Raw genomic sequence first — 15880 nt, forward strand, 5'->3', positions numbered from 1 at the left:
AGACACAATAGATGAGGTGAATTTATGAAGATATACAGTCAAGGTGACCAAGCAATTGTGGTTTCTATAGAAAAAGAAGTCTCCAAAGATTTAACTGACGATCTACTCGCGTTAAAAACATATCTTGTTAACAAAAATTATCCTTTTATTACAGAAATTGTGCCAACAGAGTCAGATATGATGATTTGCTATGACGCTAGAGATATGATTAAACATCACAACATAAAATCACCATTTTTATATATGAAAGCATTGTTGCAATCTGTGCAATTAGAAATAAAACATGTAGAAGAGGCGTCTGAACCAATTCAAATACCTGTAGTATATGGTGGTGAATTTGGTCCAGATTTAGCGTCTTTGCTAAAATATTATAAAATGGATTTCGACAAATTTGTAAAATTACATACAAATTCGAACTTTTTCGTATCAATGATGGGCTATTCTCCAGGATTTCCATATTTAACAGGGATGGATAAGCGTTTATTTGTAAATCACACAGGTGGTAAAAAAGCATTTATTCCTGCGGGATCAGTAATCATTGAAGGTAAGAAAACAGGTATTACTACGATTGATACTTATGGCGATTGGCTAGTGATAGGTTATACGCCAGTTGAATTATTTAATCCACATCAAACAGATTTTACGACTTTAAAATTAGGTGATAATGTGCAATTTCAAGCTATGACAGCAGAAGCATTGGATTTAGGAGGATTTAAACCATGTCAATCATAATAGAAAATGAAGGATTGTTCTCAAGTTTTCAAGATTTTGGTCGTATCGGTTTTGAACACAATGGTGTAATCCCAAGTGGTGCTTTAGATCCATTATCACATGAAATTGCTAATCGGCTAGTAGCCAACGATAAACATGAAGCAACATTAGAAATGACCAATAGAATGGCCAGTATTCGTTTTACTGAACCAACTTTAATCGCATTAAGTGGCGGCAGTTTTAAAGCTAAAACCTCTAATTTAAAAGTCTTACCTAATAAACTTTATTTAATGGAAAAAGGTGATGTACTTGAGTTTACAGAGACTTCACGGACCTCAAGAGTTTACTTAGCTGTTGGTGGAGGGTTCGAGTTAGACGAATGGCTGGGTTCTACTTCTACTGATTTTATGTCTAAACTAGGTGGTTTTCATGGTCGCAAACTAGAAATAGGCGATGAAATCAATATGAAACGTGATTATACAGAACGTCACCATAAACTTTTTGAGAATCTTGAACATACACATCAAACAGATTGGGGTATAGATGGCTATGCACTTTCTTTTAATTATATGTCAGATGTATTTCATGTCATTAAAAACAAAGGAACAGAAGATTTTAATCAAGATGCTTTAAATCGTTTTACTTATGGGGAGTATAAAGTGACAAGTAAAGCGAATAGGGTGGGCATGTATGTTGAAGGCCAACCTGTTAAAGCATTTTATGAAGATATGCCTGCACATCAATCTGTACAAATAGGAACAATTCAAGTTAAGAGGGATGGTACACCTATTATATTGTTAAATGATCATTACACATTGGGAAGCTACCCGCAAATAGGGACAATCGCCAGTTATCACTTAACGAAGTTAGGCCAAAAACATCCTGGTACTAAGTTGAAGTTTCAATTCATAGATGTTGAAACTGCAGAAAAGAATTTAATAAAATATACCAATTGGTTAAATCAACTGTTTCATGGCATTGAGTATAGAATGCAATTAGAAATGTTAAAATAGTATACGCAATCAAAAAATAAAACGTATTAGTGTATAGCAATACGTTTCGAAAGTGTTCATTTAAAATTAAAAATCTTTTAGCCATAAAATAATTATTATATCAATATGTCTTTTGGTTAATGAATTTTAGAATGTATCCAAACCTTAGGTGATAAATTACCTGAGGTTTTTTACATTAGATGATTTACTCAATATGCATAAATCTTAGACAAATGTTTGACTAAAATATAGTTCTGAAATTTATTTAGTGATACATATTCAGTGATTATTCGATAGACATTCAGATATAGTGATTAATTCTTAAATATTTGAACTCATTTATCTAGTATAATAAACGGTAATCGTGTTGAATATGATAAGATTAAGTAATTACATAAGTCATTCAGTATAAATTAACCATTATCTAAATAGGTCCAAGGCCTGATTAATTTATTAAATAGAGCAAGTATAATTATAAAGGAAATTTAAATTTTAATCTTCTTTTAATCATGTATTCACAATAGGTTAATGATACCTTCATAAAACGGTTAAATCAGCGTTTTTAATTAAAAAAAGTGTGTTTTTACTTGATATTAGACAAGAATTGCTTTATATTTATTAATTGAACTATAATCGTTTTATTACAAGGATGTTACAGAGTGAATGCAGTGTAAAAACGATGTAAAACATAATAAAATGCATTAACATAATTTACATTACAACAAATATAATTTTTCAAAAAGAATCAATAAATTTCATTAAAAATAAAAATTGCTACTTTATAAAAATAAATTAGTGACAAAAGACAAAAAGATGTGTTTTAGAGGAAAGATACAGGATGTCGCCCTATTTTTCTTACTTAAATTTTAACTTTCGCAAATAACGATAAAGACATTGTTAGATAATCTAAGCTACGCATTAACAATGATTACAAAGCATTTTAATTGGGCTAGGTATTAGCACCAACTTTTATTAATTTATATCGGGGGAACAGACATGAGTCTACACAAAAAGAAACTAACTCTTTTTGCGTTTTTTATTTTAACTGTATTAACAGTTACTGCTAAAACGTATTTTTCATACTATGTTGACTTTTCTTTAGGTGTTAAAGGGTTAGTTCAAAATTTAATCTTATTAATGAATCCATATAGTTTAATTGCATTAGTATTGAGTATTTTCTTATTCTTCAAAGGTAAGAAAGCATTTTGGTTTATCTTTATAGGCGGTTTTATTTTAACCTTCTTATTATACGCAAATGTTGTATATTTCAGATTCTTCTCAGACTTCTTGACTTTCAGTACGTTAAATCAAGTAGGTAATGTTGAATCAATGGGTGGTGCTGTATCAGCTTCATTTAAATGGTATGACTTTGTTTACTTTATCGATACAATCATTTATTTATTTGTATTAATATTTAGACAAAAATGGTTAGACAAGCGTGTGTTTAGCAAAAAATTTGTTCCAGTGATTATGGCAGCATCTGTTGCATTATTTTTCTTAAACCTAGCTTTTGCTGAATCTGATCGTCCGGAATTATTAACACGTACATTCGACCATAAATATTTAGTTAAATACTTAGGTCCATATAACTTCACAGTTTATGATGGTGTAAAAACGATACAAAATAATCAACAAAAAGCATTAGCAAATGAAGATGATTTAACTAAAGTCTTAAATTATACGAAACAAAAGCAAACACAGCCGAATCCAGAATACTTCGGCGCGGCTAAGAAAAAAAATGTGATTAAAATACACTTAGAAAGTTTCCAAACTTTCTTGATTAACAAAAAAGTAAATGGTGAAGAAGTTACACCTTTCTTAAATAAACTTTCTACTGGTAATGAAGATTTTAGATACTATCCAAACTTCTTCCATCAGACAGGACAAGGTAAAACTTCAGACTCAGAGTTTACAATGGATAATAGTTTATATGGTTTACCACAAGGTTCGGCATTCTCACTTAAAGGTGATAATACGTTCCAATCATTACCAGCGATTTTGCATCAACAACAAGGTTACACATCTAGCGTGATGCACGGTGATTATAAAACTTTCTGGAACCGTGACCAAGTTTATAAACACTTTGGCGTAGATAAATTCTATGATGCAACGTACTATGATATGTCAGAGGAAAATCAAGAGAATTTAGGTCTGAAAGATAAAGAGTTCTTTGATGAATCAGCAGATTATTTAGCGAAGGAAAAAGAACCTTTCTATAGTCATTTGATTACACTAACGAACCATTATCCGTTCACTTTATCTCCAGAAGATGCATCAATTGATAAACCAAATACTGGTGATTCAACAGTTGACGGTTATGTACAGACAGCGAGATATTTAGACGAATCGTTAGAACAATTTGTAAATGAATTGAAGAAAAAAGGCGTCTATGATGATTCAGTTATCATGATTTACGGTGACCATTACGGTATTTCAGAAAATCATAACAAAGCAATGGAAAAATTATTAGGTGAAGACATTACACCAGCTAAGTTTACAGATTTAAATCGTACAGGTTTCTGGTTGAAAATCCCTGGTAAAGAAGGTACTGTTGATAAAACTTATGCTGGACAAGCAGATGTAATGCCTACATTACTACATTTAATGGGTATTGATACTAAGAATTATCTCATGATGGGTACAGACTTATTATCAAAAGATCATAACGATACTGTGCCGTTTAGAAATGGTGATTTTGTAACGAAAGATTACAAATATGTAAATGGCAGAATATATGATAATAAAAATAATGAGCCAGTAACAGAAAAACCTAGTGATTTTGATAAACGTAAGCAACAAGCTGAAAAAGACTTGCAAATGAGCGATGATGTCCTAAATGGTGACTTAATGAGATTTTATGATAACCCTGATTTTGATAAAGTGAAACCATCAGATTATAAATATGAAGTAGGTCCAAAAGGACAAGAGAAAAAATAATAACTAAATTAAGCCCTAATCCATTTTAAATAATGGATTAGGGCTTTTATATATGTAAGCGTATTGAATGGTGTTTTATAGTGAAGTTTAAGAAGGACAGGATAACGGATTAATCCATATCTCAAGCCAGCACTTACGTTTAAAATAGCAAAAAATGAATGTTAAAAAGGGCTGGGGGATAAATCCCCATTCTCAAAATAAGATTGCCTGAGATATATAGTTCTTGTATAAATATGACGTATTCTGGCGAGACGCTTGTGGGAACAGGACAAGCTGAAGACTATAGCCTCAAGCTGTCTCCTAGGAAAGCGAGCCAACAATACGAAATATTGAATAAAAAAGAGGCACTCAGATGAATTGAATTAAATCATCTGAGTGCTATTTTTCTGGGATTTATGTCCTAACCTCTTTATTTTGAGCTTGAGATGGTTGTCCCAGACTCATCATTTTTATTTGAAGAAATGGATCCAAGTTATTTCTTTTTCTTTTACCTTTTATCCAAGTGCAACGTCTAAAATCATCATAATAGTAAAACCTAGCATTAAACTTAATGTTGCTAAATCAGTGTTATTACTAGCTTGAGAATCTGGTATAAGCTCTTCTACAACTACAAATATCATTGCTCCAGCGGCAAAAGCGAGTGCATAAGGTAACATAGGCGTAATGAAAAGCACTGCAGCAGCGCCTATTGTAGCAAAAATGGGCTCAACAATTGCAGATGCTTGTCCGTAGTTAAATGCTTTCCATCGTGATGCGCCAGCAGCTCTGATAGGCATTGAAAGTGCAGCACCTTCGGGGATGTTTTGAATCCCGATACCAATTGCTAAACCGAGTGCGCCTAAAAAAGTTGCTTGGCCATTACCAGCTACTACGCCACCAAATGCTACACCAATAGAAAGACCTTCTGGTATGTTATGCAATGTAATAGCTAATACAAGTAATGTATTTTTATTGAGTTTTTTCGTTCCTACACCTTCTTGGTATTGGTTAGAGTCTTGGGTGTTTGGGTGAATGTGTGGAATAATTAAATCTAACGCGCGTATAAAAAAACCGCCCAATAAAAAACCTATTGCTGCTGGTAACCATGCAAAAGATGATCCAGAACCGTAATCGATTGATGGTTGTAATAGAGACCAGAAACTTGCAGCAATCATAATGCCTGCAGCAAATCCTTGCATTGAATTCAGTATTTTATCATTTACTCTTTTAAATATAAAGACTGCTGCAGCACCTAATGCAGTCAATAACCATGTGATGATACCTGCGATTAGTGCTTGGATAAAAGGAGGTAAGTCTTGGAAAAAATCTGACATAAGCTACGCTCCCTTGTATCATTTGAGTTCAAAAAGGTGTATAATATATAGAACTGAAATTAAGTTTAACAGAATTAATTATAATTTTCGATATTAAAAAGGATGTTGGACGATGGAAGCCTACAAAATTGAACATTTACATAAATCTTACGCTGATAAAATCATTTTCGATGATTTACATCTGTCTATTTCTGAAGGAGAAAAAATAGGTCTTGTAGGTATTAATGGTACAGGCAAAAGTACTTTGTTAAAAGTAATCGCTGGTTTGGATGAAGACTTCGAGGCAGAGGTCTCACATCCTAATGCATATCGCATACGTTATTCTTCTCAAAAACAAGAGTTTGAAGGAGATTTAACTGTTTTTGAAGCGGTATTAACGTCAGAGACAAAGACACTTCAGGTGATTCGCTCATATGAAGCTGCTGTAACAAAATATAGTGAGACGCAGAATGAGACAGATTTTCAACAAATGATGCAAGCACAAGAAGCAATGGATACATATCAAGCTTGGGATTATAGTGCTGAAATTAAGACTATTTTATCAAAGCTAGGCATCAATGATACGACTAAAAAAGTGAGAGAACTTTCAGGTGGGCAACAAAAACGTGTTGGTCTTGCTAAAACACTTATAGAGCAACCAGATTTATTACTTCTGGATGAACCTACGAACCATCTAGATTTTGAGTCAATCAACTGGTTAATTAATTATGTTAAACAGTATCCGCATACAGTGCTGTTTGTAACACATGATCGTTACTTTTTAAATGAAGTATCATCTCGCATTATTGAATTAGATCGTGGTAAATTAACTACTTATCCAGGTAATTATGAAGATTACATTGCACAACGTGCTGAAAATGAAGTTGTTGAGCAAAAACAACAAGCGAAACAGCGCGCATTATATAAACAAGAATTAGCTTGGATGCGTGCAGGAGTAAAAGCGCGTTCTACAAAACAACAAGCACGAAAAAATAGATTTAAAGATTTAGAACACGATGTGAAAAACCAACAACAACAAGATAAAGCATCTTTAAATCTTGCGTATTCACGTTTAGGTAAACAAGTTTTTGAACTTGATAACGTGTCAAAATGTATCGGCGATAAAATATTGTTTGAACATGTCACTGAAATTATTCAAAATGGACAACAAATTGGTATCGTCGGACCAAATGGTGCTGGTAAAACAACATTGTTGAATATTTTGAATGGTGATGACCAAGCGTTCGAAGGGGAATTGAAAGTTGGTCAAACTGTTAAAGTTGCTTATTTCAGACAGACTGAAGCACGTTTAGACCGGGACATCAGAATGATTGATTATTTGCGTGAAGAAAGTGAAGTAGCGAAAGAAAAAGATGGAACTGCTGTGTCAGTTACGCAATTATTAGAACGCTTTTTATTCCCAAGTGCAACACATGGTAAAAAAGTTTACAAATTATCAGGTGGAGAACAAAAAAGATTGTATTTATTAAAATTATTAGTGCATCAACCTAATGTTTTATTATTAGATGAACCAACAAATGATTTAGATACAGAAACGTTAACTATTTTAGAAGATTATATCGATACGTTTGGCGGCACAGTTATCACGGTGAGTCATGATCGCTACTTTTTAAATAAAGTTGCTCAAGAATTTTGGTATATTCATGATGGAAAAATAGAACGTATCATAGGAAATTTTGATGACTATGAAGCATATAAAAAAGAGATAGATAAATTACAAACGCAAGAAAAACAACAAGCTAAAGTGAAACCAACGTATGAAAAGAAAAAGAAAAAAGGTTTATCGTATAAAGAAAAACAAGAATATGAAACAATTATTGCGCGTATTGAAACAACCGAGCACAGATTAGAAGAAATCGAGCAAGAAATGGTTGAAGCAAGTTCTGATTATGCTAAAGTAAAAGAATTAAATGAAGAACAACAAAATCTTAATATGTTGTATGAAGAAGATATAACAAGATGGAGCGAACTTGAAGAATTAAAAGAACAATGAGGGATTATATAACATGGAAGCAACATTATCACATTATTTTGGCTATGACACATTCCGTCCAGGTCAAAAAGAAATAATAACTAAAGTAATGGATCATCGTAATGTGCTTGGCGTTTTACCAACTGGTGGGGGAAAATCAATTTGTTACCAAGTGCCAGGATTAATGTTGGGTGGTACGACAATCGTAATCAGCCCATTAATTTCACTTATGAAAGATCAAGTTGATCAATTAAAGGCCATGGGCATTCGCGCAGCATATTTAAATAGTAGTTTGACTCAAAAGCAACAAAAAGAGATTCAAGCACAACTAAAAAGTGGAGAAATCCAATTTTTATATGTTGCACCGGAACGTTTTGACAATGCTAATTTTATGCGCTTATTACAGCAGTTAGATATACACTTAGTTGCCTTTGATGAAGCCCATTGTATTTCAAAATGGGGACATGATTTTAGACCAAGTTATCAGGAAGTCATCCATAAGGTTTTTGCCTTGCCACAAGATTTTTCAATTGTAGCATTAACAGCAACGGCAACAATTGAAGTACAAAAAGATATTATGGATCGTTTAAATATCGATAAGCATGACGAAATTAAAACAAGTACAAAACGACGTAATTTAATATTTCAAGTTAATCCAACGTACCAACGTCAAAAGTTCGTATTAGAATATGTTAAAGATCATCAAAAAGAAGCAGGCATTATTTATTGCTCGACACGTAAACAAGTAGAAGAACTACATGAAGCACTTGAAAACAATAAAATTAGTAGCACAATATACCACGCTGGTTTATCCAATAAAGAGCGTGAAGCAGCACAAAATGATTTTGTATATGATCGCGTGCGTGTCGTTGTAGCAACGAACGCATTTGGTATGGGTATTGATAAATCTAATGTGCGATTTGTGATTCACTATAATATGCCTGGTGATTTAGAGTCTTATTATCAAGAAGCGGGACGTGCTGGTCGTGATGGATTGAAGAGTGATTGTATTCTTTTATTCAGCGATAGAGACATTGGATTACACCAATATTTCATTTCATCTTCAAAAGCAGACGATGATTACAAAGAAAAAATGGGTGAAAAATTGAATAAAATGTTGCTATATACGAAAACTAAAAAGTGTCTAGAAGCAACACTTGTACATTATTTTGAACCTAATGAAAAACTAGAAGAATGTGAACAATGTAGTAATTGTGTTAGAGAAAATAAAACATATGACATGACGAACGAAGCGAAGATGATAGTGAGTTGTATTGCACGTATGAAACAGCAAGAAAGTTATAGTGTCATTATTCAAGTTTTAAGGGGCGAAGACTCTGATTACATTCGTTATTGTGATTATAATCAATTGACAACGCATGGTATTATGAAAAACTATACGACTTCTGAACTCAGTCATCTTATTGATGAATTGCGATTTAAAGGATTTTTGAATGAACACGATGAAATATTAACCTGTGATGTTTCTGTAAAGGAACTGCTTAATAACCAAATTTCGATATATACAACACCATTTAAACGCAAATCAAAAGAAAAGGTTAACATCAACACTGTAGAAGGTGTAGACCGTGCTTTATTCGATGAATTAGTTGCTGTACGTAAACAATTAAGTGAAAAATTAACTATTCCACCAGTAAGCATTTTCTCAGATTTCACTTTGGAAGAATTTGCAAAGAGAAAACCAGAATCAAAACAAGATATGATATTAATTGATGGTGTTGGAAGTTATAAATTAAAACACTACTGTCCAATATTTTTAGAAACAATACAATCTTATAAAGCTCAAATTTAGTTGAGCAAATAATTGTTTTTAGAATATATAATCCCATATACTTAATTTTAACGGTATTGGTATTTTACATTGAAATGATTGCAAAAAATACGAAGTTAATTTGACAACGATTAATATACTATACAGGCACAAATGTAATAGTAATATTGATGAGTTTGAATTAACTTCGTATTTGTTTTATTTAACTGTGATTAAAAAGGTTAAATTGTTAGTAAATCGGTTATGTGTTAACTATGTGAATTTTTTTAAGTGATAGTAAAGGCAATGAGAAGAGTGAGGGTGACAAATTGATAGAATTTAAAAATGTTATGAAACGTTATGGGGATAAGAAAGCTGTAGATGATCTTAGCTTTAATATAAAAGAAGGTGAATTTTTTGTTTTAATCGGACCTTCAGGTTGTGGTAAAACAACGACATTAAAAATGATTAATCGTTTAATTTCATTAACAGAGGGATTTATTTATTTTAAAGGGAAACCAATTAGTGACTATCCAGTATATGAAATGCGCTGGGATATTGGTTATGTTTTACAACAAATTGCATTATTTCCGCATTTAACGATAAAAGAGAATATTGCACAAGTGCCACAAATGAAAAAATGGAAAGAAGCAGATATTGATAAACGTATAGATGAGTTATTAAATATGGTTGGCTTAGAGCCAGAACTATTTAAAGATAGAAAACCAGATGAATTATCAGGTGGACAACAACAACGTGTTGGTGTGGTACGTGCATTAGCTGCAGATCCACCAGTTATTCTGATGGACGAACCTTTCAGTGCATTAGATCCAATTAGCAGAGAAAAGCTGCAGGATGATTTAATAGCATTACAGCAAAAAATTAAAAAAACAATCGTTTTTGTAACACATGATATACAAGAAGCGATGAAGCTAGCTGATAGAATTTGTCTATTAAACAAAGGACATGTAGAGCAAATAGATACACCTGACAATATGGTTAATCATCCTAAAAGTGATTTTGTAAGACAATTTGTTGGGGATAAATCACTGAAAATAGAAAAAGACGTAAAACTATCAGAACTTATCGGTGAATTAACGATTAATGAACAGGAAGCTACCAAAGGTTATCCTATTGTTAATAGTAACGCGTCTATTAAAAGCATTTATAGTGATTTAGCTAACCACGATGCAATCATTATTAATGATGATTCGACTGCTACACAGCATGTGCTTAAACGCGAAGATATGTTTAAATATCTATCGGAGCATACAGGGGGTAGTCAAAGATGAATGAATTAATAAATACACTTTCAGATCGGAAAGGACAATTGTTAACTACCATATTTGAACATATCCAAATATCGTTTATTGCATTGCTCATTGCTGCAGTAATTGGGGTACCGCTAGGCATTTTACTCACAAAGACACGCAAGGTTTCTGAGGTTGTGATGAATATCGCAGCCGTGTTACAGACAATTCCATCATTAGCTTTGCTTGGTTTGATGATACCGCTGTTTGGTATAGGTAAGGTACCAGCAGTGATCGCATTAGTAGTTTATGCATTGTTGCCGATATTAAGAAATACATACACAGGTATCAATGAGGTAGATAGCTCGTTAATTGAAGCAGCTAAGGGTATCGGTATGAAACCAGGTCGAAGATTAACGAAAGTGGAATTGCCAATAGCCATGCCAGTAATTATGGCAGGTATTAGAACAGCAATGGTATTGATTATAGGTACTGCTACATTAGCAGCGTTAATTGGTGCAGGTGGTCTTGGTGATTTGATTCTTTTAGGTATAGATCGAAATGACACATCATTGATTATTATTGGTGCGATTCCTGCAGCTTTATTAGCAATTCTATTTGATTTAGTTTTACGTTATATGCAAAAACTATCCTATAAAAAATTGCTTATTTCTCTTGGTGCAATTATTATAATACTGTTATTAGTGATTATTGGACCAATGTTTGCTCAAAAAGGAGATAAAATTACATTAGCAGGTAAACTTGGGTCAGAACCATCTGTAATTACTAATATGTATAAAATTTTAATTGAAGAAGAAACAGATGATACAGTAGAAGTGAAAGATGGCATGGGGAAAACTTCATTCCTATTTAATGCCTTGAAATCTGACGATATAGATGGCTACCTTGAGTTTACGGGTACAGTACTTGGAGAGTTAACAAAAGAAGATTTGAAGTCTAAACAAGAAAATAAAGTATATCAACAAGCAAAATCAAGTTTAGAAGATAAATACGATATGACTATGTTAAAGCCAATGCAATATAATAATACTTATTCATTAGCGGTGAAAAAAGATTTTGCGAAAAAGCATAATATTAAAACGATAGGTGACTTAAACAAAGTGAGCGATCAAATTAAACCAGGTTTCACATTAGAGTTTAATGATCGTGAGGATGGTTACCCAGCTGTTAAAAAAGCATATGATTTAGATTTCGGTGACGTGAAGACGATGGAGCCGAAATTAAGATATCAAGCAGTTGAAAGCGGAGATATTAATTTAATCGACGCATATTCAACAGATGCTGAATTAAAACAATATGATATGGTTGTATTAGAAGATGATAAAAAAGTATTCCCTCCATATCAAGGCGCTCCTATGTTTAAAACATCGTATTTAAAAGATCATCCTGAAATTAAAGCACCGCTTAATAAATTAGCAGGTAAGATTTCTGATGAAGATATGCAAGAAATGAATTATGAAGTTACAGTAAAAAAAGAAGATCCATATGAGGTAGCAAAAAACTATCTAGAGAAACATCATTTAATTGATTAATTCATAAGACAATACGAGTTTAACAATGCATTTTACTACGTACAAAAATGCATTAAGTTGAACTCGTATTTATATTTGATTAAATTCTAGCTTTAAAAATTTAAGTTACATTGATTTCCAATGGAAATAAGGTATATAATGGTTACTAAGTTTTGAAATTTCTGTAAATTCAAGGAGGCCCGAATCAACAATGAAAAAACAAATAGAGCAATTATCAGCATATCAACCAGGTTTATCACCAAGAGCACTAAAAGAACAATATGGGATTGAGGGTGAACTTTATAAATTAGCTTCTAATGAAAATTTATATGGACCGTCACCTAAAGTGAAAGACGCAATCACGCAGCATTTAGATGAATTGCAATTTTATCCTGAAACGGGTTCTCCGTTAATTAAAGAAGCGATAAGTAAACATTTGAATGTTGACCCAGCACGTATTTTATTTGGTGCAGGATTAGATGAAGTGATATTAATGATTTCACGTGCTGTTTTAACCAAAGGAGATAAAATTGTTACAAGTGAAATGACTTTTGGTCAGTATTATCATAATGCCATAGTTGAAGCAGCAGATGTTGTACAAGTACCACTAAAAGATGGTGGATTTGATTTAGAAGGCATACTTTCTGAAGTTGATGACTACACTAAGCTTGTATGGTTGTGTAACCCTAATAATCCTACCGGCACATACTTTACTCATGAAGACTTGCAACGATTCTTATCACGTGTACCTCAAGATATACCGGTAATTATAGATGAAGCTTATGTTGAATTCGCGACAGCTGAAGACTTTCCGAATTCATTAGCTTTACAAGAACAATTTCCAAATGCTTTCTTACTGAGAACATTTTCTAAAGCATATGGATTAGCCGGCATGCGTATTGGATATGTGATTGCTGCTCAAGAAGCGATTGAAAAATGGAATATTATACGACCACCATTTAATGTAGGGCGATTATCAGAACACGCTGCACTTGCTGCGTTAGAAGATCAAGATTATTTAGATTCTATTCGTGAAAAAAATGCACAAGAAAGAGCAAAATTCTTTGATTCAGTTAGTAGTCATAAATTAAATCCAAGCCAAACGAACTTTATTTTTGTGAACACGTCGCGACCTCACGAATTATATGAAGCATTGTTAAAACAAGGGTGCATTACAAGAGAATTTCCGAATGGTGTCAGAATTACGATTGGTTTCCCTGAGCAAAATGATAAAATGATCGAAGTATTAAATAACTTTGATTTATAAAAAGTAGTATTTATAACGTTCAATAAATTAAAATGTATAAAGCTTAAACTATATAATGAAAATAATTAATTTATATAGTATATTATGATATGCTCATATACAATTTTGGTTTCATTGAACGTTTTTTGCTATACTAATAGTGATAAACAAGATCATGTTCTAAGATGACCAATGTAATAATGCGTTATCATTGTTAATGAACAAGAACTTAAAAGGGAGTAGAGTACGAGATGACTAGAAAATCAATTGCTATTGATATGGATGAAGTACTTGCTGATACAGTAGGTGCATTGATTGAAGATGTGAATAAACGTACAGATTTAGGAATAACATATGATATGTTGGATGGTAAAAAATTACGTCATGCTATGCCTGAACATGATGGGTTATTGCATGAAATTTTACGCGAACCAGGTTTTTTCAAAAAATTAAAAGTGATGGCACATTCACAAGAAGTTGTGAAAAAACTAACTGAGTATTATGATGTCTATATTGCTACTGCTGCAATGGACGTTCCTACATCGTTTCATGATAAATATGCATGGTTAAGAGAGTATTTTCCGTTTTTAGACCCACAGCATTTTGTTTTTTGTGGTCGTAAAGATATCGTAAACGCGGACTATCTCATAGATGACAACCCTCGTCAGTTAGCTATATTTACTGGTAAACCAATTATGTATACAGCATCACATAATGTTAACGATGATCGTTTTACACGTGTGAATGATTGGTATGATGTTGAAAAATATTTCTTGGGTGATCGTGATTACGATATATAATACAAATGACATGAATATGTTTTTGGTGTTTAAATATAAAATTTAATGATGTTATACTTATAATGTGGGACATTTGAATATGTTATGAGTGAAAGGTTAAGGGCTATCTATATTTCAAGTAAGTAAACACGTTCTAACACTATATCAAAAGGACTAATCCATATGTACGTGGATTAGTCCTTTTTTATTAATCATTATATATAGTGTGTTTATTCATATTCAGTGTCAGGTGTGTTTTCAGGTAACGTCAAAATTTGAATTGCTTTTGGTATAACTTCGATATGGATGGGTGTTTTTAATGCAATTTCGCCATCGATATCTACTTTCATTTCAGGTTTAGTCTCTATTTTGATATCTTTGGCTAATAAATGCTGAATACCGTTTGTCATGTGGTTCCAGTTCATACTATCTCTTTGTTTAAATATATCACTCAGTACACTTGAACTGTGTTCTTTGAAGATAAATAAATTCAGATAACCATCACTAGGTGAAAGGTCTGTTAAAGGTATACGACTGCCTCCTATAAATGACCCATTAGCAACAACAAGCATGGCAGTATTACCATCAATTACTTTACCATCAACGGTTAATTGATAATCAAAGTGCTCCGGATTAAGTAAAGTTTTAACAGTAGACCCTACGTAGCTCAATTTCCCAAAAATGTCTTTATTGCCATTTTGAACATTTTCTGCATTTTGAACAATGAGACCCAATCCAGCAAAGTTTAGTGCATACTGATCATTTATTTTCATAACATCATAAGATTGTAACTCTGATTGAATAAGTTGTTGACTGGCTATTTTATGACGTGGACTTAGGTTTAATGTTTTAACGAAATCATTAAACGTACCACCTGGAATAATACCAATAGGGATATTCAATTCATGTTGCATCATGCCATTGATTAATTCGTTGACAGTACCATCTCCACCAAGGAGAAAAATGATATCTACATCGTCACTGTAACTTTGATCTTTAATCTTCTGGCAAAATCTTATGATATCACCTTCATCTTCACTTAGTTGGATTGACAGATGTTTACAAAACGTAGTTAAAGAAGCTGCTACATCTCCCAGTCCTCGATATATATCTTTAATACCACTATATTCATGATAAAATAAGACACCGTGTTTGAATTTAGTATTTTCCAATTTTCTTCACCATATTCTTTTAAATTTTGTTGCTTATTCACTTTACCCATATTTCTATAGTTATAAATATATTTTGGCGGGCGAAACATATATTTCAATTCAAATGATTTCTTCATACTATTATACAAGGATAATTAGGTCGATGTTTACCTAAGCTTTAGCACATGGAAAAAGCCCACTAACTCAATAAATTGAGAAGAGGGCT

At 32.5% G+C, this 15880-nt stretch carries 11 protein-coding genes; 9 read left to right on the forward strand and 2 right to left on the reverse strand.

Annotation, left to right across the window (positions count from 1 at the left end; all coding sequences use genetic code 11):
- Positions 1-24: 24 nt before the first annotated feature.
- The 3 genes from pxpB to ltaS all read left to right on the forward strand — a co-directional run bounded on the left by pxpB (position 25) and on the right by ltaS (position 4640).
- Positions 25-732 carry a 5-oxoprolinase subunit PxpB gene (pxpB, locus tag KA873_RS11065; RefSeq protein ID WP_119517615.1) on the forward strand — a complete coding sequence of 236 codons (708 nt, stop codon included), beginning with the start codon at positions 25-27 and terminating at the stop codon, positions 730-732.
- Positions 720-1724, forward strand: a complete 1005-nt coding sequence (locus KA873_RS11070) for a 5-oxoprolinase subunit C family protein (RefSeq protein ID WP_107384448.1) — start codon at positions 720-722, stop codon at positions 1722-1724. Before pxpB ends, KA873_RS11070 begins: the two co-directional genes overlap by 13 nt.
- A gap of 975 nt (positions 1725-2699) precedes the next feature.
- A complete protein-coding gene (gene ltaS / locus KA873_RS11075; protein ID WP_107384927.1) occupies positions 2700-4640 on the forward strand; it encodes a polyglycerol-phosphate lipoteichoic acid synthase LtaS in 1941 nt (646 codons plus the stop codon).
- A gap of 494 nt (positions 4641-5134) precedes the next feature.
- Here ltaS and KA873_RS11080 read toward each other — a convergent pair whose 3' ends face one another.
- Positions 5135-5953 carry a ZIP family metal transporter gene (locus tag KA873_RS11080; protein WP_107384929.1) on the reverse strand — a complete coding sequence of 273 codons (819 nt, stop codon included), beginning with the start codon at positions 5951-5953 and terminating at the stop codon, positions 5135-5137.
- A gap of 112 nt (positions 5954-6065) precedes the next feature.
- Here KA873_RS11080 and KA873_RS11085 point away from each other — a divergent pair, with 112 nt between their 5' ends.
- The 6 genes from KA873_RS11085 (at position 6066) to KA873_RS11110 (ending at position 14524) form a co-directional block, all read left to right on the forward strand.
- Positions 6066-7946: an ABC-F family ATP-binding cassette domain-containing protein gene (locus KA873_RS11085; RefSeq protein WP_107384930.1), complete on the forward strand. Its 1881-nt coding sequence runs from the start codon at positions 6066-6068 to the stop codon at positions 7944-7946.
- A 13-nt stretch (positions 7947-7959) separates the two neighbouring features.
- Entirely contained in the window at positions 7960-9738 is a 1779-nt protein-coding gene (gene recQ / locus KA873_RS11090) for a DNA helicase RecQ (RefSeq protein WP_107384931.1), read from the forward strand.
- Between the two features lie 287 nt (positions 9739-10025).
- Positions 10026-10988 (forward strand): ABC transporter ATP-binding protein, encoded by a 963-nt coding sequence (locus tag KA873_RS11095; protein ID WP_107384932.1) that lies wholly within the window; start codon positions 10026-10028, stop codon positions 10986-10988.
- Complete coding sequence (locus tag KA873_RS11100; protein WP_107384933.1) at positions 10985-12499, forward strand: ABC transporter permease/substrate-binding protein; 1515 nt, start codon at positions 10985-10987, stop codon at positions 12497-12499. Before KA873_RS11095 ends, KA873_RS11100 begins: the two co-directional genes overlap by 4 nt.
- A gap of 190 nt (positions 12500-12689) precedes the next feature.
- Positions 12690-13745 (forward strand): histidinol-phosphate transaminase, encoded by a 1056-nt coding sequence (gene hisC, locus KA873_RS11105; protein WP_107384934.1) that lies wholly within the window; start codon positions 12690-12692, stop codon positions 13743-13745.
- 230 nt (positions 13746-13975) lie between these two features.
- Entirely contained in the window at positions 13976-14524 is a 549-nt protein-coding gene (locus KA873_RS11110) for a 5' nucleotidase, NT5C type (RefSeq protein ID WP_107505188.1), read from the forward strand.
- A gap of 209 nt (positions 14525-14733) precedes the next feature.
- On the opposite strand, the gene KA873_RS11115 is transcribed toward KA873_RS11110, so the two are convergent.
- Complete coding sequence (locus KA873_RS11115) at positions 14734-15675, reverse strand: diacylglycerol/lipid kinase family protein (RefSeq protein WP_107384936.1); 942 nt, start codon at positions 15673-15675, stop codon at positions 14734-14736.
- Between the last annotated feature and the right edge of the window lie 205 nt (positions 15676-15880).

It is taken from the genome of Staphylococcus sp. GDY8P45P (assembly GCF_017892745.1).
Taxonomy (GTDB): Bacteria; Bacillota; Bacilli; order Staphylococcales; family Staphylococcaceae; genus Staphylococcus; species Staphylococcus cohnii.

What these genes read in the sequence shown, in the direction of transcription:
- pxpB (WP_119517615.1), top strand. Translation starts at nt 25, where the DNA reads ATGAAGATATACAGTCAAGGTGACCAAGCAATTGTGGTTTCTATAGAA.
- KA873_RS11070 (WP_107384448.1), top strand. Translation starts at nt 720, where the DNA reads ATGTCAATCATAATAGAAAATGAAGGATTGTTCTCAAGTTTTCAAGAT.
- ltaS (WP_107384927.1), top strand. Translation starts at nt 2,700, where the DNA reads ATGAGTCTACACAAAAAGAAACTAACTCTTTTTGCGTTTTTTATTTTA.
- KA873_RS11080 (WP_107384929.1), bottom strand. Translation starts at nt 5,953, where the DNA reads ATGTCAGATTTTTTCCAAGACTTACCTCCTTTTATCCAAGCACTAATC.
- KA873_RS11085 (WP_107384930.1), top strand. Translation starts at nt 6,066, where the DNA reads ATGGAAGCCTACAAAATTGAACATTTACATAAATCTTACGCTGATAAA.
- recQ (WP_107384931.1), top strand. Translation starts at nt 7,960, where the DNA reads ATGGAAGCAACATTATCACATTATTTTGGCTATGACACATTCCGTCCA.
- KA873_RS11100 (WP_107384933.1), top strand. Translation starts at nt 10,985, where the DNA reads ATGAATGAATTAATAAATACACTTTCAGATCGGAAAGGACAATTGTTA.
- hisC (WP_107384934.1), top strand. Translation starts at nt 12,690, where the DNA reads ATGAAAAAACAAATAGAGCAATTATCAGCATATCAACCAGGTTTATCA.
- KA873_RS11110 (WP_107505188.1), top strand. Translation starts at nt 13,976, where the DNA reads ATGACTAGAAAATCAATTGCTATTGATATGGATGAAGTACTTGCTGAT.